At 71.1% G+C, this 3376-nt stretch carries 3 protein-coding genes; 1 reads left to right on the forward strand and 2 read right to left on the reverse strand.

Features of this window, described 5'->3' with window-relative positions; translation table 11 throughout:
- Window positions 1-136: 136 nt before the first annotated feature.
- Window positions 137-730 carry a 3-isopropylmalate dehydratase small subunit gene (leuD, locus tag ACFXB5_RS44575; RefSeq protein WP_385219557.1) on the reverse strand — a complete coding sequence of 198 codons (594 nt, stop codon included), beginning with the start codon at window positions 728-730 and terminating at the stop codon, window positions 137-139.
- A gap of 6 nt (window positions 731-736) precedes the next feature.
- The gene (gene leuC, locus ACFXB5_RS44580; protein WP_385219559.1) at window positions 737-2167 is read right to left on the reverse strand and encodes a 3-isopropylmalate dehydratase large subunit; all 1431 of its coding nucleotides are present in this window, start codon (window positions 2165-2167) and stop codon (window positions 737-739) included.
- Window positions 2168-2310: 143 nt separating this feature from the next.
- Here leuC and ndgR point away from each other — a divergent pair, with 143 nt between their 5' ends.
- Window positions 2311-3027, forward strand: a complete 717-nt coding sequence (ndgR, locus tag ACFXB5_RS44585) for an IclR family transcriptional regulator NdgR (RefSeq protein ID WP_030834082.1) — start codon at window positions 2311-2313, stop codon at window positions 3025-3027.
- Window positions 3028-3376: the final 349 nt, after the last annotated feature.

Genomic DNA, 3376 nt, shown 5'->3' on the forward strand with positions numbered 1-3376 from the left:
GACGAAAAAACAATATTTTTTCACAATAGGGCGTGTTTAGTCCCAACCGGCGCCCAAAACGCCCGCCGGCGCCCCCGGCGGGGGCCCCCGCGCGCGCATCTTGCCAAACCCGCTCTGTACAGGGAGAACCGGGGGGTCAGACCTCCACGGTGCTGGGCTTGTAGGAGGGGCGACGCGCCTCGTACGAGGCGATCGAGTCCTCCTCCCTGAGGGTGAGACTGATGTCGTCCAGGCCCTCCAGGAGTCGCCACCGGGCATTCTCGTCAAGCTCAAAATCAGCCGTGATGCCCTCGGCCCGGACCTGGCGCTCGACGAGGTCCACGGTGACCTCCGCGGTGGGGTCCGCCTCGACCAGCTTCCACAGCCGGTCCACGGTCTCCTGCGGCAGGACGACGGTCAGCAGCCCGTTCTTGAGCGAGTTGCCCCGGAAGATGTCGGCGAAGCGGGGGGAGATGACGGCCTTGAAGCCGTAGTTCTGCAGCGCCCACACCGCGTGCTCGCGCGAGGAGCCGGTGCCGAAGTCGGGACCGGCCACCAGAACCGTTCCACCCTTGTACTCGGCCTTGTTGAGCACGAACTCCGGGTCCTTGCGCCACGCCTCGAAGAGGCCGTCCTCGAAGCCGTCGCGGGTGACCTTCTTGAGCCAGTGCGCCGGGATGATCTGGTCCGTGTCCACGTTGCTGCGGCGCAGCGGGACGGCCCGGCCGGTGTGCGTGGTGAATGCTTCCATGACTGCTCAGGCCCCCACAGGAGTCGATACGGCGGCGTCGGACAGGTCAGCGGGCGAGGCCAGATGGCCCAGCACCGCGGTGGCGGCGGCGACCTGCGGCGAGACCAGGTGGGTCCGGCCGCCCTTGCCCTGCCGGCCCTCGAAGTTGCGGTTGGACGTGGACGCCGACCGCTCCCCGGGGGCGAGCTGGTCGGGGTTCATGCCCAGGCACATCGAGCAGCCCGCGTGCCGCCATTCGGCCCCCGCGGCGGTGAACACCTTGTCCAGCCCCTCCTCGACGGCCTGGAGGGCGACCCGCACCGAGCCGGGGACCACCAACATCCGTACACCGTCGGCCACCGCACGGCCGGACAGCACCGAGGCGGCGGAGCGCAGGTCCTCGATCCGCCCGTTGGTGCAGGAGCCGACGAAGACCGTGTCCACCTTGATGTCGCGCAGCGGCTGACCGGCCGTCAGACCCATGTACTCCAGGGCCTTCTCGGCGGCGTAGCTCTCGCTGGCGTCCTCGAAGGAGGCCGGGTCCGGGACCGACTCCGACAGCGGCGCGCCCTGGCCGGGGTTGGTGCCCCAGGTGACGAACGGGGCGAGTTCGGAGGCGTCGATGACGACCTCACGGTCGAAGACGGCGTCGTCGTCACCGCGCAGGGTGCGCCAGTACGCGAGGGCGGCGTCCCAGTCGGCGCCCTGGGGGGCGTGCGGGCGGCCCTCCAGATAGGCGAAGGTCGTCTCGTCCGGGGCGATCATGCCCGCGCGGGCGCCCGCCTCGATGGACATGTTGCACACGGTCATCCGGGCCTCCATCGAGAGCTTCTCGATGGCGGAGCCGCGGTACTCGATCACATAGCCCTGGCCGCCGCCGGTGCCGATCTTCGCGATGATCGCCAGGATCAGGTCCTTGGCGGTGACGCTCTCGGGCAGCTCACCCTCGACGGTGATCGCCATGGTCTTGAACGGCGCGAGCGGCAGCGTCTGGGTGGCCAGCACATGCTCGACCTGGCTGGTGCCGATGCCGAACGCGAGCGCGCCGAAGGCGCCGTGGGTCGAGGTGTGGCTGTCACCGCAGACCACGGTCGTCCCCGGCTGGGTCAGTCCCAGCTGCGGTCCCACCACGTGGACGACGCCCTGCTCGACATCGCCGAGCGGGTGCAGCCGGACACCGAACTCCGCGCAGTTCTTGCGCAGCGTCTCCAACTGGGCGCGGGAGACGGGGTCCGCGATCGGCTTGTCGATGTCGAGGGTGGGGGTGTTGTGGTCCTCGGTCGCGAGGGTGAGATCAGTACGACGGACCGTGCGGCCGGCCTTGCGCAGGCCGTCGAACGCCTGCGGGCTGGTCACCTCGTGCAGCAGATGCAGATCGATGAAGAGCAGGTCAGGCTCGCCTTCGGCGCGCCGGACGACATGGTCGTCCCAGACCTTCTCCGCGAGTGTCCGTCCCATCGCATTCCCTCCGACCGGCGCCAGTGCCGGCCCAAACTCGAGTCGAGTGCGTGCCCTGGTCCGCGGGCCCGCCATTTACAGGGTGGGGGGTATCCCGGGAAATTGAACTTGCGTTTCACAGTGTGAGACGCGAGTATCGTCCCATGGACAACACTAGCGGTGTCGGCGTTCTCGACAAGGCGGCTCTGGTTCTGAGCGCCCTCGAGTCCGGTCCGGCAACCCTCGCCGGGCTGGTCGGGGCGACCGGCCTCGCCCGCCCGACGGCGCACCGGCTGGCGGTGGCCCTCGAGCACCACCGGATGGTGGCACGTGACATGCAGGGGCGCTTCATCCTGGGCCCCCGCCTGGCCGAGCTGGCGGCCGCCGCGGGCGAGGACCGGCTGCTCGCCACGGCCGGGCCCGTACTCACCCATCTCCGGGACGTGACCGGCGAGAGCGCGCAGCTCTACCGGCGCCAGGGAGACATGCGCATCTGTGTCGCCGCGGCCGAGCGGCTGTCCGGACTGCGGGACACCGTGCCGGTCGGCTCCACGCTCCCCATGAAGGCCGGCTCGGCCGCCCAGGTGCTGATGGCCTGGGAGGAGCCCGAGCGGCTGCACCGCGGACTCCAGGGGGCCCGCTTCACCGCCACGGCCCTGTCGGGCGTACGGCGGCGGGGCTGGGCCCAGTCGATCGGCGAGCGGGAGCCCGGCGTGGCGTCCGTCTCCGCGCCCGTACGCGGCCCGTCCAACCGCGTGGTCGCCGCCGTCTCGGTCTCCGGACCGATCGAGCGGCTGACCCGCCACCCGGGCCGCATGCACGCCCAGGCGGTCATCGACGCGGCGGCCCGCCTGACGGACGCCCTCCGCCGGGGCAACTGACGAGCGCCCCCCTTTTTTGAGGGCTCGGTTCGCCTCTTTTGAGGGCTCGGTTCGCCTCCGGGGCGCTTCAGTCTCCCCCAGCTACCGCTGGGAGGTGCCCCCTGTCGACGGTCGACCGTGCTCGGTCGCCCACGCGGCGGAGCCGCATATCGATCGCAGCCCTCGCTCCCTGCGCGCGCTCTCCCTTTCGACAGCGACGCGCCCCTTCAGCTCGCCCCCAGCTACCGCTGGGAGGTACCCCCCGCCGGAAGACCCCAGCGCCCCTCAGGCCCTCTTCAACGACAGCCGGGGGGGGGCGCGGGGCGCCCGCGCCGCCGGGCGCGCCCGCGCGCTGTCGCGCGGCCGCCCA

Origin of the sequence: Streptomyces sp. NPDC059455 (assembly GCF_042750115.1) — a bacterium.
GTDB lineage: Bacteria > Actinomycetota > Actinomycetes > Streptomycetales > Streptomycetaceae > Streptomyces > Streptomyces endocoffeicus.